The 26,264-nt window shown below is 53.8% G+C and carries 29 protein-coding genes and 3 rRNA genes; 27 read left to right on the forward strand and 5 right to left on the reverse strand.

All coding sequences use genetic code 11. The features are described 5' to 3' along the window. Positions 1-5: 5 nt before the first annotated feature. From rplP to rplQ, 20 genes are all read left to right on the forward strand, one after another. Entirely contained in the window at positions 6-419 is a 414-nt protein-coding gene (rplP, locus tag WDB70_RS01120) for a 50S ribosomal protein L16 (protein ID WP_406665769.1), read from the forward strand. Then, the gene (gene rpmC / locus WDB70_RS01125) at positions 419-610 is read left to right on the forward strand and encodes a 50S ribosomal protein L29 (RefSeq protein WP_406665771.1); all 192 of its coding nucleotides are present in this window, start codon (positions 419-421) and stop codon (positions 608-610) included. Before rplP ends, rpmC begins: the two co-directional genes overlap by 1 nt. Next, a complete protein-coding gene (rpsQ, locus tag WDB70_RS01130; protein ID WP_406665773.1) occupies positions 610-870 on the forward strand; it encodes a 30S ribosomal protein S17 in 261 nt (86 codons plus the stop codon). Before rpmC ends, rpsQ begins: the two co-directional genes overlap by 1 nt. Positions 871-1,047: 177 nt before the next feature. Continuing rightward, a complete protein-coding gene (gene rplN / locus WDB70_RS01135; RefSeq protein WP_406665775.1) occupies positions 1,048-1,416 on the forward strand; it encodes a 50S ribosomal protein L14 in 369 nt (122 codons plus the stop codon). An 11-nt stretch (positions 1,417-1,427) separates the two neighbouring features. Further along, complete coding sequence (gene rplX, locus WDB70_RS01140) at positions 1,428-1,742, forward strand: 50S ribosomal protein L24 (protein WP_406665777.1); 315 nt, start codon at positions 1,428-1,430, stop codon at positions 1,740-1,742. A 15-nt stretch (positions 1,743-1,757) separates the two neighbouring features. Further along, a complete protein-coding gene (gene rplE / locus WDB70_RS01145; RefSeq protein ID WP_406665779.1) occupies positions 1,758-2,297 on the forward strand; it encodes a 50S ribosomal protein L5 in 540 nt (179 codons plus the stop codon). A gap of 12 nt (positions 2,298-2,309) precedes the next feature. Next, complete coding sequence (gene rpsN / locus WDB70_RS01150; protein WP_406665781.1) at positions 2,310-2,615, forward strand: 30S ribosomal protein S14; 306 nt, start codon at positions 2,310-2,312, stop codon at positions 2,613-2,615. 23 nt (positions 2,616-2,638) lie between these two features. After that, a complete protein-coding gene (gene rpsH, locus WDB70_RS01155) occupies positions 2,639-3,031 on the forward strand; it encodes a 30S ribosomal protein S8 (protein WP_406665783.1) in 393 nt (130 codons plus the stop codon). 12 nt (positions 3,032-3,043) lie between these two features. Beyond that, positions 3,044-3,574 (forward strand): 50S ribosomal protein L6, encoded by a 531-nt coding sequence (gene rplF, locus WDB70_RS01160; protein WP_406665785.1) that lies wholly within the window; start codon positions 3,044-3,046, stop codon positions 3,572-3,574. Between the two features lie 9 nt (positions 3,575-3,583). Next, positions 3,584-3,937 carry a 50S ribosomal protein L18 gene (gene rplR / locus WDB70_RS01165; RefSeq protein ID WP_406665787.1) on the forward strand — a complete coding sequence of 118 codons (354 nt, stop codon included), beginning with the start codon at positions 3,584-3,586 and terminating at the stop codon, positions 3,935-3,937. A gap of 10 nt (positions 3,938-3,947) precedes the next feature. Then, complete coding sequence (rpsE, locus tag WDB70_RS01170; RefSeq protein ID WP_406665789.1) at positions 3,948-4,448, forward strand: 30S ribosomal protein S5; 501 nt, start codon at positions 3,948-3,950, stop codon at positions 4,446-4,448. Between the two features lie 5 nt (positions 4,449-4,453). Beyond that, positions 4,454-4,636 (forward strand): 50S ribosomal protein L30, encoded by a 183-nt coding sequence (gene rpmD / locus WDB70_RS01175; protein ID WP_406665791.1) that lies wholly within the window; start codon positions 4,454-4,456, stop codon positions 4,634-4,636. Between the two features lie 4 nt (positions 4,637-4,640). After that, positions 4,641-5,075 carry a 50S ribosomal protein L15 gene (rplO, locus tag WDB70_RS01180; RefSeq protein WP_406665793.1) on the forward strand — a complete coding sequence of 145 codons (435 nt, stop codon included), beginning with the start codon at positions 4,641-4,643 and terminating at the stop codon, positions 5,073-5,075. A 6-nt stretch (positions 5,076-5,081) separates the two neighbouring features. Beyond that, positions 5,082-6,404 carry a preprotein translocase subunit SecY gene (secY, locus tag WDB70_RS01185; RefSeq protein ID WP_406665795.1) on the forward strand — a complete coding sequence of 441 codons (1,323 nt, stop codon included), beginning with the start codon at positions 5,082-5,084 and terminating at the stop codon, positions 6,402-6,404. A gap of 37 nt (positions 6,405-6,441) precedes the next feature. Further along, positions 6,442-6,555: a 50S ribosomal protein L36 gene (rpmJ, locus tag WDB70_RS01190; protein ID WP_008486798.1), complete on the forward strand. Its 114-nt coding sequence runs from the start codon at positions 6,442-6,444 to the stop codon at positions 6,553-6,555. A gap of 107 nt (positions 6,556-6,662) precedes the next feature. Continuing rightward, complete coding sequence (gene rpsM, locus WDB70_RS01195) at positions 6,663-7,019, forward strand: 30S ribosomal protein S13 (protein ID WP_406665798.1); 357 nt, start codon at positions 6,663-6,665, stop codon at positions 7,017-7,019. A 15-nt stretch (positions 7,020-7,034) separates the two neighbouring features. Beyond that, complete coding sequence (gene rpsK, locus WDB70_RS01200) at positions 7,035-7,424, forward strand: 30S ribosomal protein S11 (protein WP_341502838.1); 390 nt, start codon at positions 7,035-7,037, stop codon at positions 7,422-7,424. A gap of 31 nt (positions 7,425-7,455) precedes the next feature. Continuing rightward, on the forward strand, positions 7,456-8,076 hold the full coding sequence (rpsD, locus tag WDB70_RS01205) for a 30S ribosomal protein S4 (RefSeq protein WP_406665800.1): 621 nt from the start codon (positions 7,456-7,458) through the stop codon (positions 8,074-8,076). 25 nt (positions 8,077-8,101) lie between these two features. Further along, a complete protein-coding gene (locus WDB70_RS01210; RefSeq protein WP_406665802.1) occupies positions 8,102-9,091 on the forward strand; it encodes a DNA-directed RNA polymerase subunit alpha in 990 nt (329 codons plus the stop codon). 43 nt (positions 9,092-9,134) lie between these two features. Continuing rightward, the gene (gene rplQ / locus WDB70_RS01215; RefSeq protein ID WP_406665804.1) at positions 9,135-9,524 is read left to right on the forward strand and encodes a 50S ribosomal protein L17; all 390 of its coding nucleotides are present in this window, start codon (positions 9,135-9,137) and stop codon (positions 9,522-9,524) included. A gap of 57 nt (positions 9,525-9,581) precedes the next feature. Here the strand turns inward: rplQ and WDB70_RS01220 are convergent, their stop codons facing one another. Beyond that, entirely contained in the window at positions 9,582-10,313 is a 732-nt protein-coding gene (locus WDB70_RS01220; protein WP_406665806.1) for a hypothetical protein, read from the reverse strand. Positions 10,314-10,658: 345 nt separating this feature from the next. Between WDB70_RS01220 and WDB70_RS01225 the strand changes: the two genes are divergently transcribed. From WDB70_RS01225 to rrf, 3 genes are all read left to right on the forward strand, one after another. Then, a 16S ribosomal RNA gene (locus WDB70_RS01225) occupies positions 10,659-12,198 on the forward strand. 226 nt (positions 12,199-12,424) lie between these two features. After that, positions 12,425-15,314: ribosomal RNA gene (locus WDB70_RS01230) — 23S ribosomal RNA — on the forward strand. Between the two features lie 115 nt (positions 15,315-15,429). Then, positions 15,430-15,544 (forward strand): 5S ribosomal RNA (gene rrf / locus WDB70_RS01235). Together the 16S, 23S and 5S rRNA genes form the textbook arrangement of a ribosomal RNA operon. Before the next feature lie 446 nt (positions 15,545-15,990). On the opposite strand, the gene WDB70_RS01240 is transcribed toward rrf, so the two are convergent. After that, positions 15,991-17,829: a cation:proton antiporter gene (locus tag WDB70_RS01240; protein ID WP_406665808.1), complete on the reverse strand. Its 1,839-nt coding sequence runs from the start codon at positions 17,827-17,829 to the stop codon at positions 15,991-15,993. 117 nt (positions 17,830-17,946) lie between these two features. On the opposite strand from WDB70_RS01240, the gene WDB70_RS01245 reads away from it, so the two are divergent. Both WDB70_RS01245 and WDB70_RS01250 read left to right on the forward strand, forming a co-directional pair. After that, complete coding sequence (locus tag WDB70_RS01245) at positions 17,947-18,336, forward strand: acyl-CoA thioesterase (RefSeq protein WP_406665810.1); 390 nt, start codon at positions 17,947-17,949, stop codon at positions 18,334-18,336. 161 nt (positions 18,337-18,497) lie between these two features. After that, the gene (locus tag WDB70_RS01250) at positions 18,498-19,289 is read left to right on the forward strand and encodes a putative porin (RefSeq protein WP_406665812.1); all 792 of its coding nucleotides are present in this window, start codon (positions 18,498-18,500) and stop codon (positions 19,287-19,289) included. 40 nt (positions 19,290-19,329) lie between these two features. Here WDB70_RS01250 and uvrA read toward each other — a convergent pair whose 3' ends face one another. Beyond that, the gene (uvrA, locus tag WDB70_RS01255; protein ID WP_406665814.1) at positions 19,330-22,149 is read right to left on the reverse strand and encodes an excinuclease ABC subunit UvrA; all 2,820 of its coding nucleotides are present in this window, start codon (positions 22,147-22,149) and stop codon (positions 19,330-19,332) included. A gap of 118 nt (positions 22,150-22,267) precedes the next feature. Between uvrA and WDB70_RS01260 the strand changes: the two genes are divergently transcribed. After that, positions 22,268-23,635, forward strand: coding sequence for an MFS transporter (locus tag WDB70_RS01260; protein WP_406665816.1), 1,368 nt, complete (start codon positions 22,268-22,270; stop codon positions 23,633-23,635). A gap of 12 nt (positions 23,636-23,647) precedes the next feature. Next, positions 23,648-24,259 (forward strand): single-stranded DNA-binding protein, encoded by a 612-nt coding sequence (gene ssb, locus WDB70_RS01265; protein ID WP_406665818.1) that lies wholly within the window; start codon positions 23,648-23,650, stop codon positions 24,257-24,259. 68 nt (positions 24,260-24,327) lie between these two features. On the opposite strand, the gene WDB70_RS01270 is transcribed toward ssb, so the two are convergent. Together WDB70_RS01270 and WDB70_RS01275 are read right to left on the reverse strand one after the other, a co-directional pair. Further along, positions 24,328-25,554 (reverse strand): hypothetical protein, encoded by a 1,227-nt coding sequence (locus tag WDB70_RS01270; protein WP_406665820.1) that lies wholly within the window; start codon positions 25,552-25,554, stop codon positions 24,328-24,330. After that, on the reverse strand, positions 25,554-26,246 hold the full coding sequence (locus WDB70_RS01275) for an ABC transporter ATP-binding protein (RefSeq protein ID WP_406665822.1): 693 nt from the start codon (positions 26,244-26,246) through the stop codon (positions 25,554-25,556). Before WDB70_RS01275 ends, WDB70_RS01270 begins: the two co-directional genes overlap by 1 nt. Positions 26,247-26,264: the final 18 nt, after the last annotated feature.

A 26,264-nucleotide genomic window follows, 5' to 3' on the forward strand; every position in this document is an offset into this window, starting at 1 on the left:
CAGCGATGTTGCAACCGAAACGTACAAAATTCCGCAAGCAGCACAAGATGCGCAACCGCGGATTGGCGCAAGCCGGTGCCAAAGTATCCTTTGGTACTTTCGGCCTGAAAGCCACTGGCCGTGGTCGTATGACTGCGCGCCAAATCGAAGCAGCCCGTCGTGCCATGACCCGTCACGTCAAGCGTCAAGGTAAGATCTGGATCCGGGTATTCCCCGACAAGCCGATCTCCGAGAAGCCGCTGGAAGTGCGGATGGGTAAAGGTAAGGGTTCCGTTGAATACTGGGTCGCCGAAATCAAACCCGGCAAGGTCCTGTATGAAATGGACGGTGTCTCCGAAGAGCTGGCACGTGAAGCGTTCGCCTTGGCGGCCGCCAAACTGCCGTTTAAGACCACCTTTGTGATTCGGACGGTGCTGTGATGAAAGCGACTGAACTGCGTAACAAGAGCGTTGAAGAACTGAACGCTGAACTGGTTAACCTGCTGCGTGAGCAATTCAACCTGCGCATGCAAGCCGGCACTGGTCAGCTGTCTCAGAGCCACGAGCTCAAAAAAGTGCGTCGCAATATTGCGCGTGTGAAGACTGTTCTCAACGAGAAGGCAGGTGCGTAATGACTGAGAAGACTGTTCGTACACTGCAGGGCCGTGTGGTCAGCGACAAAATGGACAAGTCCATCGTTGTAGCAATCGAGCGCTTTGTTAAGCACCCGATCTACGGCAAGTTCATCAAGCGCACCACCAAGCTGCACGTGCATGACGAAAACAACGAATGCCAGAACGGCGACGTCGTAAGCATTAGCGAATGCCGTCCGCTGTCCAAGAAAAAATCCTGGACACTGGTTGAAATTGTTGAGCGTCCGGCCAAGGTTTAATCCCCTAAGCTGACGCGACAAAATCACAATGACCCCGGCAACGGGGTCATTGTATTTTTATTCGTCCTTTGCGCTACCCAAGGCAGGGTGATGGTGTTAAACTGTCGCGCCTTTGCTATAGGCAGCCAAAGGTGGCCCGATATTCGGGCTGTAGTTTTTTATTAGCGGAGCACTAACATGATCCAAATGCAAAGTATGCTCGACGTTGCTGATAACAGCGGCGCTCGCAGCGTAATGTGTATTAAGGTTCTGGGTGGTTCGCACCGCCGTTATGCCGCTGTTGGCGACATCATCAAAGTTACCGTCAAGGAAGCAATTCCGCGCGGTAAAGTGAAAAAAGGTGATGTGGTTAATGCGGTGGTTGTGCGTACCAAAAAAGGTGTGCGTCGTCCTGACGGTTCTTTGATCCGTTTCGATCGTAACGCTGCGGTACTGCTTAACGCCAAGCAGGAACCCATTGGCACCCGTATCTTCGGCCCTGTGACTCGTGAGCTGCGTACTGAGAAGTTCATGAAGATCATCTCTCTGGCGCCGGAAGTACTGTAAGGAGTATCCCAATGGCAGCGAAAATTCGTCGTGACGATGAAGTGATCGTGCTGGCCGGCAAAGACAAGGGCAAACGTGGCAAAGTCACCAAAGTCCTGTCCAGCGGCAAGCTGATCGTTGACGGTGTGAATGTCGTCAAAAAACACCAAAAGCCGAACCCGTACCTGGGCGAACAAGGTGGCATTATCGAAAAGGAAGCGCCTATCCAGGCCTCCAACGTCGCCATCTATAACCCGCAAACAGGCAAGGCCGACCGTGTCGGTTTCCGGTTTGAAGACGGCCAGAAGGTCCGTGTTTTCAAATCTAATAACGAAGTCATCAACTGATTTTTGGAGTAAACGATGGCGAAACTGCATGATTTCTACAAAGAGACTGTAGTGCCTGAGCTTGTTAAAGAGTTCGGCTACAAGACAGTCATGCAAGTCCCTCGGATTGAAAAAATCACCCTGAATATGGGTGTAGGTGAAGCAGTAGCTGATAAAAAACTGCTGGAAAATGCGTCTGCCGATCTGGCGGCCATTTCCGGTCAGAAGCCGCTGATCACCAAAGCGCGTAAATCCGTGGCGGGCTTCAAAATCCGTGAAGGTTACCCCATTGGTTGCAAAGTAACCCTGCGTGGCGAACGTATGTGGGAGTTCTTCGAGCGTCTGGTCTCGATCTCTATCCCGCGTATCCGTGACTTCCGTGGCCTCAACCCGAAATCTTTCGACGGTCGTGGCAACTACAGCATGGGTGTTCGCGAGCAAATCATCTTCCCTGAAATCGACTATGACAAAGTCGATCGCGTTCGTGGTCTGGATATCACCATTACCACTACTGCGCGGAATGACGAGGAAGGTCGTGCTCTGCTGGCTGCCTTTAACTTCCCGTTCAAAAAGTAAGGAATTAGGGTTATGGCAAAGCAATCAATGAAGGCCCGCGAGGCCAAGCGCGCCAAGCTGGTAGCGCAGTACGCTGAAAAGCGCGCTGCCCTCAAGGCGATTATCAACGACGTCAACAGCTCTGAAGATGAGCGCTGGGACGCCGTGCTCAAACTGCAAGCCCTCCCGCGTGACTCAAGTCGCAGTCGTCAGCGTAACCGCTGCCGTGTGACTGGTCGTCCGCATGCCTTCCTGCGCAAATTCGGCCTGAGCCGGATCAAGGTGCGTGAAGCTGCTATGCGCGGTGAGATTCCTGGCCTTAAAAAGGCTAGTTGGTAAGCCACTTACGGGAGTGAAGCATTATGAGCATGCAAGATCCTATCGCTGACATGCTGACTCGCATCCGCAACGGCCAAGAGGCCCGTAAGGTTGCAGTCTCCATGCCTTCTTCCAAAGTGAAGGTGGCTATCGCCGAAACACTGAAGAAAGAAGGTTACATCGCCGACTATCAAGTCATTGGTGACGTCAAGCCCGAGCTGGAAGTGACCCTGAAATATTTCCAGGGCAAGCCGGTTGTCGAGAGCATTCAACGCGTTTCCCGCCCTGGCCTGCGCATCTATAAGAAAAAAGATGAGCTGCCGAAAGTAATGGGTGGTCTGGGCGTTGCTATCGTCTCTACGTCCAAGGGCGTGATGAGCGACCGTGCCGCGCGTAAAGCCGGTATGGGTGGCGAAATCATCTGCTACGTAGCGTAAGGGGGTAGAACAATGTCTCGTGTCGCTAAAGCACCTGTGACCCTGCCTGCCGGTGTTGAGTTCAAACTCGACGGCCAGGAAGTCACAGTAAAGGGTAAAAACGGTACACTGACGCGCGTTCTGAACGACGCAGTGACTGTTAACCAAGAAGACAACCAGCTGAAAGTTAGCCTTAAAGACGGTGCTACTGACATTGCTCAGGCCGGTACCGCTCGTGCACTGATCAACAATATGGTCATCGGTGTTACTGAAGGCTTCAGCCGTAAGCTGCAACTGGTTGGCGTGGGTTACAAAGTACAGGTGCAGGGTCAGAAATTGAACCTGAGTCTGGGCTTTTCTCACCCGGTGGAGTACGAAATGCCGCAAGGTGTTTCGGCTGAATCATCGAGCCAAACCGAAGTGGTTATCAAAGGCGCAGACAAACAGTTAGTTGGCCAAGTTGCCGCTAACATTCGCAGCTATCGTCCGCCAGAGCCTTACAAAGGCAAAGGTGTTCGCTACGCTGACGAAACTGTTCTGCGTAAAGAGGCTAAGAAGAAGTAAGGTAGCACTATGGACAAGAAAGCATCTCGTCTGCGTCGCGCTACCCGCGTACGCAAACAGATTAAAGAGCTGGGTGCGAATCGTCTGGTGGTTCACCGTACACCGCGCCACATCTACGCGCAGCTTATCGCTGCTAACGGCTCAGAAGTCATCGCCGCTGCCTCCACTGTGGATAAGGCACTGGCCGAGCAACTGAAAAGCACTGGTAACATCGAAGCCGCCAAGGTGGTGGGTAAAGCCATCGCTGAACGCGCCCTGGAAAAGGGTGTGAACACCGTCGCCTTCGATCGTTCTGGTTTCAAGTATCACGGTCGTGTGGCTGCCCTGGCGGACGCTGCCCGTGAAGCCGGCCTGAAATTCTAAGGAGCAGCTGATGGCGAACGTAGAAAAGCAAGCCGGTGACCTGATCGAAAAATTGATCAGTGTTAACCGTGTTTCGAAAGTAGTTAAGGGCGGCCGTATCTTCAGCTTCACTGCACTGACTGTAGTGGGCGACGGCAACGGTCGCATTGGTTTCGGTTACGGTAAAGCCCGCGAAGTTCCTGCTGCCATTCAAAAGGCTATGGAACAAGCTCGCCGCAACATGGTTACCGTATCTCTGAACGGCACTACTCTGCATCATCCGATCAAGGGCCGCCACTCTGGCTCCCAGGTCTACATGCAGCCTGCCTCAGAAGGTACCGGTATCATCGCCGGCGGTGCCATGCGCGCCGTGCTGGAAGTGGCTGGCGTACAGAACGTACTGTCCAAGGCTTATGGTTCAACCAACCCGATCAACGTGGTTCGCGCCACTATCGGTGCTCTGGTTGATATGAAGTCACCTGAGTCCGTAGCTGCCAAACGTGGTCTCACCGTTGAAGAAATTCTGGGGTAATCACCATGGCTAAGAAGACAGTAAAAGTAACCCAAGTACGCAGCGCTATTGGCCGCTTGCCAAAGCATAAAGCCACGCTGCGCGGTCTGGGCCTGCGTAAGATCAACCACACTGTGGAGCTGGAAGATACTCCGGCTGTACGTGGCATGATCAACCAGGTCATCTACATGCTGAAGGTGGAGGGCTAATCGGATGAAACTGAATACCCTGTCCCCGGCTGCAGGCTCTAAGAGCGCAGCCAAGCGCGTTGGTCGTGGTATCGGCTCCGGTCTGGGTAAGACTGGTGGCCGTGGTCACAAAGGCCAAAAGAGCCGCAGCGGTGGTAAAGTACGTGCAGGCTTTGAAGGTGGTCAGATGCCACTGCAACGCCGTCTGCCGAAGTTTGGCTTCACGTCTCGTAAGTCCCTGGTGACTTCCGAAGTACGTTTGGCTGAGCTGGCCAAGGTAGAAGGTGATGTGGTCGATCTGAACAGCCTGAAAGAGGCTAACGTCATCACCCGTAACATTGAATTCGCCAAGGTTGTACTGTCCGGCGCCATTGAGCGTCCTGTGACTGTACGTGGTCTGCGTGTCACCAAAGGTGCCCGCGCTGCCATCGAAGCCGCTGGCGGAAAGGTCGAGGAATAATAGGCAATGGCTAAACCAGGACTGGATACCAATAAGGCACAAGGCGGGCTGTCGGAACTTAAGCGCCGACTGCTGTTCGTGCTCGGAGCAATTATCGTGTTCCGAGCCGGCTCCTTCGTCCCCATTCCTGGTATTGACGCCGCTGTTCTTGCCGATCTGTTCTCGAAGCAGAAGGACACCATCGTTGCCATGTTTAACATGTTCAGCGGTGGTGCTCTTTCCCGCGCCTCTGTGTTTGCACTGGGGATCATGCCGTACATCTCGGCGTCGATCATCGTGCAGCTGCTGACGGTTGTTCACCCTGCACTTGCTGAACTGAAAAAGGAAGGCGAAGCGGGGCGGCGTAAAATCAGTCAGTACACGCGTTGGGGTACCCTGGGGCTGGCCATTGTTCAGTCCTTTGGTATTGCCACCGGCTTACCGAACTTGGTGAACGACCTGGTGTTGAACCCGGGTCCGGCTTTCTACTTTACTGCAGTAGTTAGCTTGGTAACCGGCACCATGTTCCTGATGTGGCTGGGCGAACAGATCACAGAACGAGGTATCGGCAACGGTATTTCCATTCTGATCTTTTCCGGTATCGTCGCGGGCCTGGCTCCGGCGATTGGTAAGACCATAGAGCAGGCGCGTCAAGGGGATTTGAACTTCCTGGTGGCGATTCTGATTGCAGTCGTGGTGATTGCAGTGACCTTCGGTGTGGTTTTCGTTGAACGCGGCCAACGCCGCATCGTCGTTAATTACGCCAAGCGTCAACAGGGCCGTCGGGTCTTTGCTGCGCAAAGCACCCACTTGCCGCTGAAGATCAACATGGCGGGTGTTATTCCGCCGATCTTCGCCAGTTCAATCATCCTGTTCCCAGGAACGCTGGCCCAATGGTTTGGTCAGAATGCGTCACTGTCCTGGTTACAGGACATTGCGCTGTCGCTGTCACCAGGTCAGCCGTTGTACGTGATGCTGTATTCAGCAGCCATTATCTTCTTCTGTTTCTTCTACACCGGGCTGGTTTTCAATCCGCGTGAAACAGCAGAAAACCTGAAGAAGAGCGGTGCCTTTATTCCGGGTATTCGCCCGGGCGAGCAAACAGCTCGCTATATCGACAAAGTGATGACTCGCCTTACCCTGGCCGGTGCGATCTACATCACCTTGGTGTGTTTGATCCCTGAGTTCATGATGGTGGCCTTCAATGTGCAGTTCTACTTTGGTGGAACCTCATTGCTGATTATCGTAGTCGTGATCATGGACTTTATGGCACAGGTACAGACCCATCTGATGAGCCATCAGTATGACTCTGTCCTGAAGAAGGCGAATCTCAAAGGCTACGGGCGCTAAGCCTGGCCTTTGATTTCGTTAACATACGGAGTAAGCAATGAAAGTTCGTGCGTCCGTTAAGAAAATCTGCCGTAACTGTAAAATCATCAAGCGTCACGGTGTGGTGCGGGTGATTTGCACAGAGCCGAAGCACAAGCAACGGCAAGGCTAAAACCGGGGCTGACCAGAACATCTGGTCAGCTTAATTGAAAACAGGCTTTCTGTTGGGTATCCTTACGGGCTTTCCGCAGATAGCCACCTACTTTAGGAGTGCAGTTGATGGCCCGTATAGCCGGCATTAACATTCCTGATCATAAGCATGCTGTGATCGCTCTGACTGCCATTTATGGTGTCGGACGTACCCGCGCCAAGGCCATTTGTGCCGCCGCAGGTATTGAAGAAAGCGTGAAAATCCGCGAGCTGGATGAAGCGCAAATTGACAAACTTCGTGACGAAGTCGGTAAGTACAGCGTTGAGGGTGACCTGCGCCGTGAAGTAACTCTGTCTATCAAACGTCTGATGGACCTGGGTTGTTTCCGTGGTCTGCGCCACCGTCGCGGTCTGCCCGTACGTGGTCAGCGCACCAAAACGAATGCGCGTACCCGTAAGGGTCCTCGTAAACCGATCAAGAAGTAATTGGGAAGGTAAACGATGGCTAAGACTCCGACTCGTGCGCGTAAGCGCGTCAAGAAGCAAGTTGCTGATGGTATCGCCCACGTACACGCTTCTTTCAACAACACTATCGTGACCATCACTGACCGTCAGGGCAATGCTCTGTCTTGGGCTACAGCTGGTGGCTCTGGTTTCCGTGGCTCCCGTAAGTCCACCCCGTTCGCTGCCCAGGTTGCAGCTGAGCGTGCTGGTACTGTTGCTGCTGAATACGGTGTGAAAAACCTCGAAGTGAATGTAAAAGGCCCCGGCCCGGGCCGTGAATCTGCAATCCGCGCGCTGAACGCTGCCGGTTTCCGGATCACCAACATCACCGACGTTACGCCTATTCCGCATAACGGTTGTCGTCCGCCCAAGAAGCGTCGCGTGTAAGTACGCTTCTCGAGGATAGTGGAGAAAGAACATGGCAAGATATTTGGGTCCTAAGCTCAAACTCAGCCGCCGCGAAGGTACAGATCTGTTCCTCAAAAGCGGTGTACGTGCGATCGACAACAAGTGCAAACTCGAACAGCCTCCGGGTCAACACGGTGCGCGTAAGCCGCGTCTGTCTGACTACGGCGTACAGCTGCGTGAGAAGCAAAAAGTTCGTCGCATCTACGGTGTGCTGGAAAAGCAATTCCGTAACTACTACAAAGAAGCAGCTCGCCTGAAAGGCAACACCGGTGAAAACCTGTTGCAGCTGCTGGAAGGTCGTCTGGACAATGTGGTTTACCGCATGGGCTTTGGTGCTACCCGCGCTGAAGCACGTCAGCTGGTCAGCCACAAGGCTGTCATGGTGAATGGTCAGGTGGTTAACGTACCGTCTTTCCAAATCTCCGTGAATGACGTCGTCTCCATTCGCGAAAAAGCTAAGAAACAGGCCCGTATCAAAGCGGCTCTGGAACTGGCTGATCAGCGCGAAAAGCCGACCTGGCTGGAAGTTGACAAAGACAAGATGGAAGGCACCTACAAGCGTCTTCCCGAGCGTACTGATTTGTCCGCCGACATCAACGAACAGCTGATCGTCGAGCTTTACTCGAAGTAAAGCTTAACGCACTAGAGAGGACTATATGCAGGGTTCTGTTACTGATTTTCTCAAGCCGCGGCTGGTGGACATTGAAAGTCTCAGCCCGACTCGAGCCAAGGTTACGCTGGAACCGCTTGAGCGCGGTTTTGGTCATACCCTTGGTAATGCGCTGCGCCGCATTCTGTTATCTTCCATGCCCGGCTGTGCCGTTACGGAAGTAGAGATTGAAGGTGTATTGCATGAGTACTCCAGCAAGGAAGGGGTACAGGAAGATATTATTGAGATCCTCCTGAACCTGAAGGGCCTGGCTGTGCAATTGCACGGTAAGGACGAAGCCATGCTGACGCTGATCAAAAGCGGTGCTGGTCCGGTGGTTGCCGGCGACATCACCACTGATGGCGATGTTGAGATCAAGAACCCTGAGCACCACATCTGCACCCTGACTGGCGACGCTGAAATTACCATGCGTATCAAAGTCGAAATGGGTCGTGGGTATGTGCCGGCGTCTTCTCGTCTTTCTCTGGAAGAAGATGACCGTCCCGTTGGCCGTTTGCTGGTCGACGCCGGTTTCTCTCCCGTTGAGCGCATCGCGTACAACGTCGAGCGTGCTCGCGTAGAACAGCGCACCGATCTGGACAAGTTGGTTATCGATATGGAAACCAACGGCACCATCGATCCGGAAGAGGCTATTCGCCGTGCTGCCACCATCATGGCAGACCAGCTGGAAGCCTTTGTTGAGCTGCGCGACATGAGCGAGCCGGAGCAGAAGGAAGAGAAGCCTGAATTTGATCCTATCCTGCTGCGTCCTGTTGATGACTTGGAGCTGACAGTGCGTTCAGCTAACTGCCTCAAGGCAGAAGCTATCCACTACATTGGTGACCTGGTACAGCGTACCGAGGTTGAGCTCCTCAAGACGCCTAACCTTGGTAAGAAGTCTCTGACAGAAATCAAAGACGTGCTGGCCTCTCGTGGTCTGTCTCTGGGCATGCGCCTTGAGAATTGGCCGCCGGCTAATCTCGTCGATAGAGACTGAACCGGGTTACGTGTTCAACTGATTTAGTTAAAAGGAAACGCCCATGCGCCATCGTAAGAGTGGTCGTCAACTAAATCGCAACAGCAGCCACCGCCAGGCCATGTTCCGTAACATGGCCAGTTCACTGGTACGTCATGAAGTAATCAAGACGACTGTACCGAAGGCGAAAGAGTTGCGTCGCGTAGTTGAGCCGTTGATCACCCTGGCTAAGATCGACAGTGTTGCTAACCGTCGTCTGGCCTTTGCCCGCACTCGTGATAAAGAGGTTGTAGGCAAGTTGTTCAACGAACTGGGTCCGCGTTATCAAGACCGTCCGGGTGGTTACCTGCGCATTCTTAAGTGCGGGTTCCGTGCCGGCGATAACGCCCCCATGGCCTTCGTCGAACTGGTTGACCGTCCTGCTGCTCAAGCGGAAGAAGCCGCTGCCGAGTAAGTAAGACATAAAAAGCCGGGGCATTAGCCCCGGTTTTTTTATGTCTAGAAAAATGGCTCATTTCTTTTTGTCATCGGCCTTAGCTGTCTCTTTTTCCTTGTTGTCATCTTTGGCATCAGGAAAGATAGCTTTGATTGCCAGCCAAGCTGCTTCTAGCTGTTCGGGCACATATTTTTTTACCAAAGCCATAATTTCTGACAGGTGCCCAGGTTGCTGCTGCGCCGCCGACTGAACAATACTGTCTACAGCTAACGGTTCAGTTGACAGAGCTATACCAACAATTTCTTTTAGCCGGGCTGGCTCGTCCTGCACCGCAGAGGCGACTACCACATCACTACAGGCTGGGTCGGCCTCAATGGCGGCTGCCACCACCTTGCCTACATCCACACCTGGTAATTTCAAAGCTTCTTCAACAACCAATGCAGAGAGCGCTGGTTGTTGATTGACAACCGCCTGTACTATGGCCGGGATTTGTTGCGGATAGCTGGTAAAAGCTTCGTGAACGATGGTGCGCGCGGCTTGGGGATAATTTTCCACCAACACTGATACACCTTTGGGTATGGAGTCATTAGCCGTTATTTGCGCATCCAGTAGTTCCTGGAAGGTCGGTTCTTCGGCTTGCACCGTTGAACACAGCAACAAAGCGCAAAGGCCAAATTGAGTTAATCGCATCCAAGGTCCCCAGTTGTTGTTGTCGTTTTGACCAAAATGCACGGTGCTTTGTTCCTTTTTTATCCTTTTAAAAAAAGATCGGCCAGTTTTTAAAAAAGATCTTGTGATCCAGCGCATGCTCCCTATAATGCCGCTCCGTCGCCAAGGGAAAGCGGTTTGAGTGTTGAAAAGGTAGGTTAAACCGGCCTTGACCGCACAAGAAAAGCGAGTAGAATGGCGGCCCGCTTCGGTAGATGAGCTTAAGGGCTCAAAAACAGAAGTTTCGGTGTTGAGAAATGTGCTTGACACTGTCAATGGGAGCGGTAGAATGCGCTTCCTCGCTCAGCAAGAGCGACGTTCTTTAACAAGATAATCCAAGTAATCTGTGTGGGCACTCGCAGAGGGTACATCTCAAAAAATTGAGATTTACTCGATGACTGCGAAGTGTTCAACACTTCAGCAATTCATTGAGCATCAAACTTTTAATTGAAGAGTTTGATCATGGCTCAGATTGAACGCTGGCGGCAGGCCTAACACATGCAAGTCGAGCGGTAACATTTCTAGCTTGCTAGAAGATGACGAGCGGCGGACGGGTGAGTAAAGCGTAGGGAGCTGCCCGATAGAGGGGGATAACCATTGGAAACGATGGCTAATACCGCATAATGTCTACGGACCAAAGAGGGGGACCTTCGGGCCTCTTGCTATCGGATGCGCCTACGTGGGATTAGCTAGTTGGTGAGGTAACGGCTCACCAAGGCGACGATCCCTAGCTGGTTTGAGAGGATGATCAGCCACACTGGGACTGAGACACGGCCCAGACTCCTACGGGAGGCAGCAGTGGGGAATATTGGACAATGGGGGCAACCCTGATCCAGCCATGCCGCGTGTGTGAAGAAGGCCTTCGGGTTGTAAAGCACTTTCAGCGAGGAGGAAAGGCGAGTGGTTAATAACCGCTTGCTGTGACGTTACTCGCAGAAGAAGCACCGGCTAACTCCGTGCCAGCAGCCGCGGTAATACGGAGGGTGCGAGCGTTAATCGGAATTACTGGGCGTAAAGGGCACGCAGGCGGCCTGTTAAGTTAGATGTGAAAGCCCCGGGCTTAACCTGGGAATGGCATTTAAGACTGGCAGGCTAGAGTCTTGGAGAGGGGGGTGGAATTTCCGGTGTAGCGGTGAAATGCGTAGAGATCGGAAGGAACATCAGTGGCGAAGGCGACCCCCTGGCCAAAGACTGACGCTCATGTGCGAAAGCGTGGGGAGCAAACAGGATTAGATACCCTGGTAGTCCACGCCGTAAACGATGTCAACTTGGGGTCTGTGGTCATGCACTGTGGATCCCGGAGCTAACGCGTTAAGTTGACCGCCTGGGGAGTACGGCCGCAAGGTTAAAACTCAAATGAATTGACGGGGGCCCGCACAAGCGGTGGAGCATGTGGTTTAATTCGATGCAACGCGAAGAACCTTACCTACTCTTGACATCCAGAGAACTTTGCAGAGATGCATTGGTGCCTTCGGGAACTCTGAGACAGGTGCTGCATGGCTGTCGTCAGCTCGTGTTGTGAAATGTTGGGTTAAGTCCCGCAACGAGCGCAACCCCTATCCTTTGTTGCCAGCGATCAGGTCGGGAACTCAAAGGAGACTGCCGGTGATAAACCGGAGGAAGGTGGGGACGACGTCAAGTCATCATGGCCCTTACGAGTAGGGCTACACACGTGCTACAATGGCGCGTACAGAGGGAAGCGACCTCGCGAGAGCAAGCGGATCCCAAAAAGCGCGTCGTAGTCCGGATCGGAGTCTGCAACTCGACTCCGTGAAGTCGGAATCGCTAGTAATCGTGGATCAGAATGCCACGGTGAATACGTTCCCGGGCCTTGTACACACCGCCCGTCACACCATGGGAGTGGGCTGCACCAGAAGTAGATAGCTTAACCTTCGGGAGGGCGTTTACCACGGTGTGGTTCATGACTGGGGTGAAGTCGTAACAAGGTAGCCGTAGGGGAACCTGCGGCTGGATCACCTCCTTACTAAAAGAGGCGTACTGTTTGCGCAGTGTCCACACAGATTACTTGGAGCCCGCTCATTGAGCGGGCTTCGTGTTCTTTAACAATTCGGAAAGCTGATAACACTGCAATTTAAATGAGACTCTCAGTTTTACTTGAGCGTCCGGCGAAAAAACCAGGTGTTAGTCACATACAGACATGCTCATTCGTGAGGATGTGTTCGCGCAAGCGAAACCCTTAGGGGTTGTATGGTTAAGTGACTAAGCGTACAGGGTGGATGCCTAGGCAGTTGGAGGCGATGAAGGACGTGCTAATCTGCGATAAGCGTTGGCGAGGTGATAAGACCCGCATGAGCCAACGATTTCCGAATGGGGAAACCCACTTGCATAAGCAAGTATCGTTACGTGAATACATAGCGTAACGAGGCGAACCGGGAGAACTGAAACATCTAAGTACCCCGAGGAAAAGAAATCAAACGAGATTTCCTCAGTAGCGGCGAGCGAACGGGAAAGAGCCCAGTGTGTTTATCAGCAGTTGGTATAGTGGAAGGCTCTGGAAAGTGCCGCGATAGAGGGTGATAGTCCCGTACACGAAATGCCAGCTGTTGTTGCATACGAAGAGTAGGTCGGGACACGTGGTATCTTGACTGAATATGGGGGGACCATCCTCCAAGGCTAAATACTCCCAACTGACCGATAGTGAACCAGTACCGTGAGGGAAAGGCGAAAAGAACCCCGGCGAGGGGAGTGAAATAGAACCTGAAACCCTGTACGTACAAGCAGTAGGAGCACCTTCGGGTGTGACTGCGTACCTTTTGTATAATGGGTCAGCGACTTATGTTTTGTGGCGAGGTTAACCAAATAGGGGAGCCGTAGGGAAACCGAGTCTTAACTGGGCGTCCAGTCGCAAGGCATAGACCCGAAACCCGGTGATCTAGTCATGGGCAGGTTGAAGGTTGGGTAACACCAACTGGAGGACCGAACCCACTACTGTTGCAAAAGTAGGGGATGACCTGTGATTAGGGGTGAAAGGCCAATCAAACCGGGAGATAGCTGGTTCTCCTCGAAAGCTATTTAGGTAGCGCCTCGGACGAATACCTTGGGGGGTAGAGCACTGTTTGGGCTAGGGGGTCATCCCGACTTACCAAACCCATGCAAACTCCGAATACCCAAGAGTACTATCCGGGAGACAGACGGCGGGTGCTAACGTCCGTCGTCAAAAGGGAAACAACCCAGACCGCCAGCTAAGGTCCCCAAGTCATAGCTAAGTGGGAAACGATGTGGAAAGGCTCAGACAGCTAGGAGGTTGGCTTAGAAGCAGCCACCCTTTAAAGAAAGCGTAATAGCTCACTAGTCGAGTCGGTCTGCGCGGAAGATGTAACGGGGCTAAGCTATGCACCGAAGCTGCGGACTCCTACGGGAGTGGTAGAGGAGCGTTGTGTAAGCTGTTGAAGGTGTGCCGGGAGGCATGCTGGAGGTATCACAAGTGCGAATGCTGACATGAGTAACGTTAATGGGGGTGAAAAACCTCCACGCCGGAAGACCAAGGGTTCCTGTCCAACGTTAATCGGGGCAGGGTGAGTCGGCTCCTAAGGCGAGGGCGAAAGCCGTAGTCGATGGGAAACAGATTAATATTTCTGTACTTCTGCGCAATGCGAAGGGGGGACGGAGAAGGCTAGGCAGGCATGGCGTTGGTTGTCCATGTGAAAGTGCGTAGGCTGAGGACTTAGGCAAATCCGGGTCCTTAAGGTCGAGACACGAGACGAGTTGCTACGGCAACGAAGCTGTTGATGCCACGCTTCCAGGAAAAGCCTCTAAGCGTCAGTTGCGCAGGAACCGTACCCCAAACCAACACTGGTGGTCAGGTAGAGAATACTAAGGCGCTTGAGAGAACTCGGGTGAAGGAACTAGGCAAAATAGTACCGTAACTTCGGGAGAAGGTACGCTGCTGACGGTGAAGACTTCGCGTCGTAAGCTGTTGGCAGCCGCAGTGACCAGGTGGCTGGGACTGTTTATCAAAAACACAGCACTGTGCAAACTCGAAAGAGGACGTATACGGTGTGACACCTGCCCGGTGCCGGAAGGTTAATTGATGGGGTTAGCCGTAAGGTGAAGCTCTTGATCGAAGCCCCGGTAAACGGCGGCCGTAACTATAACGGTCCTAAGGTAGCGAAATTCCTTGTCGGGTAAGTTCCGACCTGCACGAATGGTGTAACCATGGCCACGCTGTCTCCATCCGAGACTCAGTGAAATTGAAATCGCTGTGAAGATGCAGTGTACCCGCGGCTAGACGGAAAGACCCCGTGAACCTTTACTACAGCTTGACACTGAACATTGAGCCTACATGTGTAGGATAGGTGGGAGGCTATGAAGCACGTACGCCAGTATGTGTGGAGCCAACCTTGAAATACCACCCTTGTATGTTTGATGTTCTAACCTCGGCCCATTATCTGGGTTAGGGACAGTGTCTGGTGGGTAGTTTGACTGGGGCGGTCTCCTCCCAAAGTGTAACGGAGGAGCACGAAGGTTGGCTAATCCTGGTCGGACATCAGGAGGTTAGTGCAATGGCATAAGCCAGCTTAACTGCGAGACAGACACGTCGAGCAGATACGAAAGTAGGTCATAGTGATCCGGTGGTTCTGAATGGAAGGGCCATCGCTCAACGGATAAAAGGTACTCCGGGGATAACAGGCTGATACCGCCCAAGAGTTCATATCGACGGCGGTGTTTGGCACCTCGATGTCGGCTCATCACATCCTGGGGCTGAAGTCGGTCCCAAGGGTATGGCTGTTCGCCATTTAAAGTGGTACGCGAGCTGGGTTCAGAACGTCGTGAGACAGTTCGGTCCCTATCTGCCGTGGGCGTTGGATGATTGAAGGGAGTTGCTCCTAGTACGAGAGGACCGGAGTGAACGAACCTCTGGTGTTCGGGTTGTCACGCCAGTGGCACTGCCCGGTAGCTAAGTTCGGAATCGATAACCGCTGAAAGCATCTAAGCGGGAAGCGAGCCCTGAGATGAGTCATCCCTGAGACTTCGAGTCTCCTAAAGGGTCGTTGAAGACCACAACGTTGATAGGCTGGGTGTGTAAGCGTAGTGATACGTTGAGCTAACCAGTACTAATTGCCCGTGAGGCTTAACCATACAACACCCAAAGGGTTTTGTAGGGCGCCAAGCAAGACTGAGAATCTAAGCATTGTTATCAGCTTTAATCCGAATTGAATGAGTTGGCTCGTATGAGCGGACTCCAACAAATTCGCCTGGCGGCAATAGCGCTGTGGAACCACCTGACTCCATTCCGAACTCAGCAGTGAAACGCAGTTGCGCCGATGGTAGTGTGGCATTCGCCATGTGAGAGTAGGTCACTGCCAGGCACCTAATACACGAGAAGGCCCAGTCTAACGACTGGGCCTTTTTGTTTTGGGGTTTAAAACCTCAGGTCGGCTTTTTTACTTGCCGGTTTATATCCCGCCGCAATGCTATGGTTTTAAACAGGCTGGGTTACCCCTCCTTGGACTGCTCAGCACAGATTGAGCTCGTACCAACCCCTTGCGACAACTCCGCTAAGTCGACATATCAAGGCCTATCTGATGGGCTATTGCAGCCGGATCGGTACAAAGGTGCTTGGCTACTAATGAGACAGAAAGTAATAACTGTAAAGATGATAAAACCGTGGCCAGATTGCCTTGGTCACTGGCCCCGGCTAAAGCCGAGGCAGAGTGAGCTTGCAGTCTGAAAATTGTTGATCGCTACAATCCTGCTGATAATGAGACTGCGTAGCGGCCCAGTAATTGAGTCGGCTTTATTAAGATCGCGCGTTTTATGGTAACGATTTGGCCGGCTTCTGTTGGGCTTGCTCCTCAATTTTAGCTTCAACATCCTGTGGGGGTTGCAAGGCAATAATAATATCCCCGGTTTCCGGTGCCCGACAGTCACTACTAAAAGGTAACAGATAGCCTTTTTCATCAATTAAGAATAGCGGGATAGCCTCTGGCTGACGTTGCTGATAGTCCTCCCAAGTGAAGGCTTCTTTTAGTCCGGTGCCTTTAACCTGCCAGCCTTGGGTAATGAGGCTATTGAGTTTGGTAAAGGTGGCGTCTTCATTGAAGAGAATTTGCCGGGCTCTAAAAGTGGCACTTTCCTGGTTGGCAAAACCCTTGCCTTGAGAAGAGCGGATAGAAAATACCTTTTTCTGGCCGAACTGATGAGCAAAATGCACTATCGCATTAGCATTTTGATGGCGATTAGGGGACAGTGCATAAACTTGCCGAATGGCAGAAAAATCGAGTACTGCTTCAGCATGCTCTGACTGAGGATTGCCATAGTATACCTCCAGGCCATCCATCCTGGCCTGGCGGTAGTTTTCCCACACCGGATCAGCCAGCAGCACTTGCATCTCATGTTTCTGTAGGGTCTGGGCTATTGCCCGGGCCAGGCGGTTGGCGCCGATCATCAGCACACCTTTGGGTGCTTCCCGTACCACACCAAGTAATTTAGCCACTGGTCTGGCGGTCAAACTTTGCAGTACCACAGTGAAGATAATGACTGCAAAAGACAGTGATGCGAGTTTGTCGGCATCAGGGATCCCGGCTTGTTGCATACGCAATGCAAATAATGACGCCACTGCCGCAGCGACAATGCCACGGGGCGAGATCCAGGCGAGGAAGGCTTTTTCCTGCCATTGCAGCTGGCTACCAATAGCCGACAGCCAGACGCAGATAGGCCGCGCCACAAACTGCACCATCAGCAGCAGCAATACCAGTGGCCAGCCCAAAGCCAGCAGTTTGTCGACATTTAATCGGGCTGCCAGCAGGATGAACAGTGCAGAAATCAGAATGACAGAGAGATCTTCTTTGAACTCAATGATGTCATCAATATCCAGGTCGGGGCGGTTGGCCATGACCATACCCATAATGGTGACCGTCAGTAGCCCTGACTCATGTTGTACTTGTTCAGATAGTGAATAGGCCAGTAGTACCACCGCCAGTACGCCGATTTTGCGCAGGTAGATTGGTAGCCAGCCCCGGCAGAGAGTCTTGGCAACCAGATAGCCGCAAATAAAACCAAAGAGCGAGCCTAATAGGACGGTTTTAGCAAGGGTGTAGACGGTGTGCAGTACGGCATTTTGGCTGCTTTGTAGTAACACAAACTCCAAGACCAGCACGGCGAACAGGGCGCCGATGGGGTCAATGATGATCCCTTCCCAGCGCAGTACCCGATCCAGCTCGGGCTTGGGGCGTACAGAGCGTAACAGTGGGGTGATCACCGTTGGCCCGGTGACTACCATAACCGCACCAAACAATAGCGAGACTTCCGTGGAAATACCCAGTAGCCAGTGACTGACCGCGGCGACGACGGTAAAGGTCACTAGCATGCCGATAGTGACTAGGTTTCTGACCGTACCAGCTAACCCCTTAATTTCCTGAAAGCGTAGGGTCAGTGCACCTTCGAAAAGGATCACGGCAACCGCCATGGATACCATCGGAAACAAGACATCGCCCATCAAGAGGTCAGGGTCTAAGAGATGGCTGCCAGGACCCAGCAATAACCCGGCGCCCAGCAGGAAGATAATGGCGGGTAACTTTAACCGCCATGCCAACCACTGGGCCAGCAGGGAAACCGCAGCAACAAAAGACAGAGCAAGGGCCAGATCGGTCATTAACAGGGCCTGTTTGGGTTACATCAAAACAGCCTAGGCCAGAACAGAGGTGTTGGTAAAGGCTTGATTCTGCGCCTTAAGGCGCCAACAATGCCGACACACAGAAAGAGGTAAGCCATGTTTGAAATGACGCTGATGCCCCGCTTCCAGGAAACAGACGCCTTGGGGCATATCAACAATACGGTTCCTGCTATCTGGTTCGAGCAGGCCAGAGATCCGGTGTTTCGTTTTTTTACCCCGGACCTGGATGTCAATAATTGGGCGCTGATTGTGGCCGGCTATCAAGTGCAGTTCAAAGCCGAGCTGCTGTACGGTGCACAGGTGCGGATCACCACGCACATTAGCCACATTGGTAACAGCTCGTTCCGGTTATTACAGCGGGCCTATCAGCGAGATGAGCTCTGTGTTGAAGCGGAAACGACCATGGTGCACTTTGACTACCAGCATAAAAAAGTCACTGCCCTGACAGAGCAGCAGAGATTACAGCTCGCTGAACATCTGCTTTAAACAGGCCGCGCCAACAAGGCTGATTTATCTCTTGTTTAATCTTTTAACTCTTTGAATTAAAAGATTAAGTAAGATTGAACGAAGCCGATTCAGGTTTTGCCTTATGGCGGTAGTAACCGCACTGTAACGGCGCTGCTTTGCAATGAAAGGAGTGCAGTTACATGAAAAAAATACTTTTCCCCCTGACCCTTTGTGCCACTGCTTTGGCTGGCCCGGCGGTGGCTGATACCTTTCAGGCCGAGGGCGTTGCCGGGGTCACTGACCACAGTGCCGCGAGCAATGCTGATCACTGGCAACTCGGTGGGCGATTCTACCTGGCGCCGGTCAGCACCGACCGGGGTCCGTTCGAGCTGAATAGCTTTCTTAATCACAGTACTTATTTGCAACTGAGCGGTGACTTTAACGATCACATCGACAGTTACAATATCGCGGCCCATGCCATTACCGCTGGCAACTGGGTAGTCGATGCCAAATATGGCAATCTCAACCCGGATCACGGCAGCAGCGCGGATATTTACCGCATCGGCGGTGGTCGTTATCTGGATGACAGCACCTTGCTTAGCGGCTACTACCAGCGGCTGGAGTGGGGAGCGATGCATGCTGATACTGTCGGTGCCCATATTAAGCATTACCAGCCTCTGGCTGGGCAGACTGGGCTGTTGCTACAAGGGGAACTGAGCAACACCAGCCCCAACCAGGGTGACGATGTCTTCGCGGTGAAGGCCAATGCGGATTATTTCTTTAACAAGCAGTGGTCTGCCGGTGGTGGTGTGACTCTGGTTAGCAACAATAACCCGGCAGCGGCTTACCCTGTAACGAAGGTGGCCGACAATACTTACTATGCCAATACCAGCTACTGGTTTAACCCCCGCGCCAACGTCAAAGTGGGGATCAATAAAACCGAGGGCCAGGCTGGCATGGGCTGGGGTGTCAGCGGTACTTACCGCTTCTAAGTCTTGTGCTGATGAAAAAAGGCGCCTAACGGCGCCTTTTTTATTTCAGCATGGGTTTTAAGAATCGTGCGGTGTGCGACTCTGGGTGCTGTGCCACCTGTTCTGGGGTTCCCGCAGTGAGAATTTGCCCGCCGCCACTGCCGCCTTCCGGGCCAAGATCAACAATCCAGTCAGCGGTTTTGATCACGTCCAGGTTATGCTCAATGACGACAATGGTGTTGCCATGGTCACGGAGCCGATGCAAAACATCCAGCAACAGCTGAATGTCGGCAAAGTGCAGGCCGGTGGTAGGCTCATCAAGAATGTAGAGGGTTTTACCGGTATCGCGCTTGGACAGCTCCCGAGCCAGCTTGACCCGCTGAGCCTCCCCTCCAGACAGCGTGGTGGCACTCTGGCCAAGGCGAATGTATGACAGTCCTACATCCATCAGGGTTTGCAGCTTACGGGCTACCGCCGGGATAGGGTCAAAGAAAGTGCGGGCTTCTTCGACAGTCATCTCCAGTACCTGATGAATGTTTTTGCCCTTGTAGGTGACTTCCAGGGTTTCGCGGTTGTAGCGCTTGCCTTTACAGACATCACAGGGCACGTAGACATCGGGCAGAAAGTGCATTTCCACTTTGATCACGCCATCGCCCTGGCAGGCTTCGCAGCGGCCACCTCGTACGTTAAAACTGAAACGCCCCGGCTGGTAGCCGCGGGCACGGGCTTCCTGGGTGCCGGAAAACAGTTCGCGGATCGGTGTAAAAATGCCCGTGTAGGTAGCCGGGTTGGAGCGTGGCGTGCGGCCAATAGGGCTCTGATCAATGTCCACCACTTTATCGCATTGCTCCAGCCCCAGCAGTTCACTGTATGGCGCTGGCTCTTCACCACCAGCACCGTTGAGCTGCCGGTGTGCCAGCCGGAATAACGTGTCGTTAACCAGTGTTGATTTGCCGGAGCCAGATACCCCGGTTACGCAAGTAAAGAGGCCTACGGGCAGTTTCAGGTTGACGCCTTGGAGGTTGTTGCCGCTGGCCCCTTTGAGTTCAATCCAGCCGTTGTCTGCCGGTTGTCGCTGGCCGGGGACGGCAATGGCCTTTGTGCCACTGAGATAATGGCCGGTTAATGAATCTGGGTGTGCGGCGACTTCTGCCGGGGTGCCCTGGGCTATTACCTCTCCGCCATGTACCCCGGCTCCGGGGCCAATATCGATAACATGGTCGGCGGCGCGAATGGCGTCTTCGTCATGTTCGACGACCAGCACGGTGTTGCCGAGATCGCGCAGGTGAACCAGGGTATTGAGCAGCCGTTCGTTGTCGCGTTGGTGCAGGCCGATGCTGGGTTCATCCAGCACATACATTACCCCCACCAACCCGGCGCCAATTTGCGAGGCCAGGCGAATACGCTGTGCTTCACCGCCAGACAGGGTATCGGCACTGCGCGACAAGCTCAGGTAGTTCAGACCAACGTTCACCAAAAAGTGCAGGCGATCATGGATCTCTTTGAGGATTTTCTCGGCGATCTGCGCACGCTGGCCTTCCAACGCCAGGGTGCTGAAAAACTGCAGGCAGTCGCCAATGCTGAGCTGGGCGATAGCGGGCAGGTTACGCTCGGCAACAAAAACGTTACGGGCCTCCTGGCGCAGCCGGCTACCACTACAGCTGGGGCAGGCTTTGTTGGCCAAATATTTGGCCAACTCTTCGCGTACGGTATTGGACTCGGTTTCCCGATAGCGGCGTTCCATGTTGGGTATTACCCCTTCAAAGGGGTGTTTACGCACCACAATGTCGCCGCGGTCATTGACGTATTTGAAGGAGACTTCCTGCTTACCGCTGCCGTGCAGAACAATATTGCGGGCCTCGGCTGGCAATTGTTCAAAGGGTTCATCCAGGGCGAAGTCGAATTGCTCCGCCAGTGACTTGAGCATCTGGTAGTAATAGAAGTTGCGCTTGTCCCAGCCCCGAATGGCGCCGCCGGATAGGCTCAGTTCGCTGTTCAGCACAACTTTGCCTTCATCGAAATATTGCTGTACACCCAGGCCATCACAGGTTGGGCAGGCGCCAGCCGGGTTATTGAAAGAGAACAGCCGCGGCTCCAGCTCAGTCATCGAGTAACCGCAATGGGGGCAGGCAAAATTAGCGGAGAACAGCAGATCGGTGCTGTCATCGTCCATGCTGACGACCCGGGCTGTACCGCCTGACAGCGCCAGTGCTGTTTCGAAGCTTTCGGCCAGGCGCTGTTGTAGATCCGGGCGTACTTTGAAGCGATCCACCACCACTTCAATGGTGTGTTTTTTGTGCAGCTCCAGTGCCGGCGGATCAGACAAGTCACAGACTTCGCCGTCGATCATCGCCCGGATATACCCCTGCGTTGCCAGGTTGGCCAACAACTTGGCGTGCTCCCCTTTGCGGTCTTTGATAACGGGGGCCAGTAGCATCAGCTTGCGTTCTTCGGGTTCACTGAGCACTTTGTCGACCATCTGGCTGATGGTCTGGGCAGCCAGCGTGACGCCATGCTCTGGGCAACGTGGCTCACCGACACGGGCGAACAACAAACGCAGATAATCGTAAATTTCGGTGATGGTACCGACGGTGGAACGGGGGTTGTGAGAGGTCGACTTCTGTTCAATAGAAATGGCTGGCGACAGCCCTTCGATATGATCGACATCGGGCTTTTCCATCAATGACAGGAACTGGCGGGCATACGCCGACAGTGACTCCACATAGCGGCGCTGACCTTCGGCATAAAGGGTATCGAAAGCCAGGGACGACTTGCCGGAGCCAGACAGCCCGGTAATGACAATCAGTTTGTCACGGGGAATGTCCAGGCTGATGTTCTTGAGGTTGTGAGTACGGGCGCCGCGAACTGAAATCTTATCCATGGGATCCTGTCTTTAAACCACGCAGACTTGGTAAGCGTGCAAGTATCGCACAGCACCCCCGCTCGCCCCAATCGCTATGCTATGATGCCGCTTCCTTGAGTTGTCATGAATTACCGTTATGTCGAAAACAGGTCTCACCAGTACTGAGCGCCGGGCCGCCCTGTCCCTGGCCTCGGTCTTTTCCCTGCGTATGCTGGGACTCTTTATGATCCTACCGGTGTTCGCGTTGTATGGCACGCACCTGCAAGGCTATTCACCGTTATGGGTTGGCGTGGCCATTGGCGCTTATGGCCTGACCCAGGCTATTTTGCAAATTCCCATGGGCATGGCTTCAGACCGCTTTGGCCGCCGCAAGGTGATCATCATTGGCTTGTTGCTCTTTGCAGCCGGTTCAACGGTGGCGGCTTTGGCAGACAATATTTACTGGGTGGTCGTTGGCCGGGCGATGCAAGGTGCTGGTGCTATCGCCTCGGCGATTTTGGCCCTGGCGGCAGATCTCAGCCGCGACGAGCAGCGCTCAAAAGTGATGGGCATCATTGGCGTGTCTATCGGTTTGTCGTTTGCCGTGGCCATGGTCGCCGGACCGATGTTGGCTCACTATTGGGGCTTGTCAGGGCTATTTGGACTGACCGCAGTGTTGGCGCTGGGTGGTATTTTGGTGGTGCAGTTTGCTGTGCCGCAAGTGGTGCACCGGGCGCCAAAAGGCGACACCATGCCGGCCCCAAAACGCCTGAAGCTGATGCTCAAAGATCCACAGCTATTGCGCCTGGATGCCAGCATCTTCCTACTGCACTTTCTGCTGACGGCCACCTTTGTCACCATGCCAGGGCTGCTGGTAGCAGCCGGGCTGCCGTCTTCCAAGCATTGGATGTTGTATTTCCCTATTGTCATCATTGCCTTCTTTGGCATGGTACCGATGATCATCATTGCCGAGAAAAAGCATATGTCGCGGCAGATGATCCAGGTGGCACTGGTAGTAATGCTGCTGTCACTGGCTGCGGCCTGGGGACTACAGAGCCACCTGTGGGGGCTGATTGGTGCCTTGTTACTGTTTTTTATCGCCTTTAATTTCTTGGAAGCAACCCTGCCGTCACTGATTGCCCGTTTTGCGCCGGCAGGCGACAAAGGCAGCGCTATGGGGATTTATTCATCGAGCCAGTTTCTCGGTGCCTTTTTTGGTGGCAGCATGGCCGGTGCCATGGCACAGTATGCGGATAAGCAGGGCGTATTGCTGATGTCGGGTGCCGTGGTATTGCTGTGGCTGTGGATCAGCCGCGGCATGCAGCATCCCACCCACCTTAAATCCATCAGCCTGAGCGCGGAGTCCATCACCGGCCGTGAAGAGCAGACGGCATCGGCGTTGTCAGCGTTGCCGGGGGTGTTGGAAGTGAATGTCATGGCGAAGGATGCCGCCGTTTATTTGAAAGTGAATACGCAGGAATTTGAACTAGCCAAAGCCAAGGCACTCTTGGCGGCGGCCAGCTAGTCAGGAGCGAACATGGCCAGTCGAGGCATCAATAAAGTCATTATCGTCGGCAACCTTGGGCAAGATCCGGAAGTGCGTTATATGCCAAACGGTAATGCCGTTGCCAATTTCACCGTTGCCACCAGTGAAACCTGGAAAGACAAGCAAACCGGTGAACAAAAAGAACAGACCGAATGGCACCGCATCGTAATGTATCGCCGCCTGGCAGAGATTGCCGGCGAGTACCTGCGTAAAGGTGCCAAAGTCTATCTGGAAGGGCGCCTGCAAACCCGTAAATGGCAAGGCCAGGACGGCCAAGATCGCTATACTACCGAGATCGTCGTCAATGACATGCAGATGCTCGACAGCCGCTCCGGTGGTGGTCAGCAAGGTGGTGGTTTTGGTGGTGGCCAAAGTAACCAGGGTGGTTTTGGCGGCGGCCAGCAGCAAGGCGGTTTCGCGGGCCAGGGTCAGTCCCAGGCCAAACAAGGCGGTTTTGGCGGTGGTAACACCCAAAGTGGTGGCCAGTTTGCCGGTAACAATCGCCCGGCACCACAGCAAAGCCCTGCGCAAAATGCGCCGCAGCAAGGCGGTTACGGTGCTGAAGAGCCGCCCATGGACTTTGATGACGATATCCCGTTCTGACCGCTAATAACAACAGTTTCATGCGCCAAAGGCCCCTCAATGAGGGGCCTTTTTGTTAGCACAATGACTCAGAAATAACCGGTCAATTGTATGTTCAGGGCCCGGCCCGGCGTCAGATACAGTGCTTGCTGTGAGCTCAGTGCCAAGCCACCAAACTCCGTGCCTTTGCTGCCAACAGGCAGCCGTAACTCGACTTTGCAGGTCAGGTTGTCACTGAGCGACCAGCTAAGCTGCGTATCCAACAGGGCACTGTGGTCGTTGATATTCCAGATGACGCTCGGCGTGAGCTGCAGCAGTGGTGTCCACTCCCAGTTGGCACCCAGTGCCAGATAATCCCGGGCAGTAACAAACTGCTGGTTGCGCCGCAGCCGAAGTACGGTTTCCGGGTTCAGTTCTGCCAGATTGTACTGGCCAGTCTGCCCGAAGCCGTTGTGATAATACTCGGCAAAGGCGGTGTAATTGCGTTGTGCAAACAAGCCGGCGCGATTGAGATTAACCAGTAGTGACTTAGCCACAGCACCGCCGGGCAGGCGGGTGCCGATAAGCTCCAAATTCCAGACATTGTCACCAAGTGGGCCATTAATGCCGACGCCGAGGGTCGGCTCGGCCCGGTCATTGGCGGCCAGAAATGTCCATTGCAAGGTGTTCCCTGGCACACTGGCAAAAATGGCTTGGGTTGGTTTGCCGCCATTGGCGTCGAGTGGATCCCGGTGGCGATGAGGCACCAGTGCAAACTGTATATCGGCGCCATTGGCAAACAGCCATTGGCCGTAAGCCATGTCGGTACCACGCTTGTAGGCGGTATCCAACTGCACCGGCTGGAAGGGGTTGACCAGATCCATGGGGTGAAATACCTGACCGGCTCCCCAAGTCAAGGCTTGGCGGCCCAAGCGTAATACCAGTGACGCTCCGGAGTAGGTCAGATTCAGCCGATCCCAGTGCTGACTGAAGGTACGATCAGCAGTAGAGCCAAAATTTTGCTGTAAATCCCAGTAACTACTGTCAGGTGCGGGTGCCAGCTGTGGGTAGCGGCTTACCAGCTGGCGCTGCAAGCTGACGGCGCTGCCTTGTTGCCCCTCTATTTGCCAGGCGGCTTGTAGCCGCCAGTTCGCCATTGACTGCTTGAGTTGTAGTCGTAGCTGACTGCTGAGCTGGGCTTGGGTTTGCTGGCCCAGTTGTTCGGCAATACTCTGGGAGCCGGCGTCACTGATACCGCCAGCCAGTTTGACGCGGCCACTGAAGTCAGAACCATGGCAGCTAAAGCATAACAGGGCGAACAGTGACCACTTGGACATCAGGCGGCCTGGTGCTGATCGCTATCAACCTGGCCATCGGTCAGGACGATATGGCGTTTGGTATGGGCGATGACCTTCGGATCGTGGGTGGCAACGATGATGGTGACCTGGGACTCTTCATTGAGCCGGGACATCAGTGCTAGCAGTTCGTCGGAGTTCTTTGAGTCCAGGTTCGCCGTGGGTTCATCTGCCAAGACGATCGTTGGTCGGCTCGCCAGCGCTCGGGCAACGGCAACCCGCTGCTGTTGCCCGCCGGACAGTTGCCCGGGCTTACGGTCGCCAAGGCCATCCAGGCCCACCTGATGCAGCAGTTCGGTTGAACGAGCGCGGCGGGTTTTGGCATCCACGCCCTGTAACTGCAATAAAAACTCAATATTCTCGGCCGCGCTTAACACCGGGATCAGGTTGTAGGCCTGGAAGATAAAACCGATATGGTTCAGGCGCAGGTCGGCCAATTGTTCACTGCTTTGCTCAAACAAGGACACGCCATCGAGGATCAGCTGCCCGGAGGTGGGCTCTTCCAGACTGCCAATAATATGTAGCAGGGTGCTTTTACCCGAGCCGGAGGGGCCGGATATGGCCACAAATTCCCCCTTGTGAAAACTGAGATCGACGCCGCGCAAGGCATCCACGGTAGTGTCACCCTGATGATATTGTTTGACCAGCTGCTGACATTGCAAAATGGCGTTCATGGCATGTCCTTTCATATC

The sequence above is a fragment of the Gallaecimonas aegicerasi genome (assembly GCF_045291545.1).
In the GTDB taxonomy this organism is placed as follows: Bacteria; Pseudomonadota; Gammaproteobacteria; order Enterobacterales; family Gallaecimonadaceae; genus Gallaecimonas.